The sequence below is a fragment of the Streptomyces sp. WM6386 genome (genome assembly GCF_000972385.1).
Taxonomy (GTDB): Bacteria; Actinomycetota; Actinomycetes; order Streptomycetales; family Streptomycetaceae; genus Streptomyces.
The window spans coordinates 1-356 of record NZ_JXTE01000657.1 but is presented as its reverse complement, the minus strand read 5'-3'; the positions used below and the strand labels follow the sequence as shown (position 1 = coordinate 356).

Sequence of the window (356 nt, the reverse complement as noted above, 5' to 3'; positions counted from 1 at the left end):
GCTCCCAGAGCCTCGCCAAGCTCCGCGACCTGCCGTCGATGCCGCCCAGCCTCACCGAGAACTTCGCCTTCTTCGCCGACCGCGGCCTGGCCGAGAAGGTGGACGTCGTCGCGATCGACTACCGCGGCGGCACCGTCAACCTGTACTTCACCGGATTCCCGGACGAGCTGCGCCGGCCGTCCGAGGTCCTGGCGATGCACCGCGCCATGGGCATGCCCGATCCGAGCGAGCAGATGCTCAGGCTCTGCGAGAAGTCCTTCGGTTTCTACGCCACGTTGAGCTGGGACTCCCCGAGGATCGAACGCATCGCCTTCAGCGTGAAGACCCAGGACCCGCTGTCGCTGCCCGCCCGGCTC

The 356-nt window shown here is 68.0% G+C and carries 1 protein-coding gene; it reads left to right on the top strand.

All coding sequences use genetic code 11. The features are described 5' to 3' along the window. Positions 1 to 356 (top strand): aromatic prenyltransferase (locus TN53_RS43125; RefSeq protein ID WP_046264390.1); only part of this gene is annotated, 356 nt, incomplete at both ends.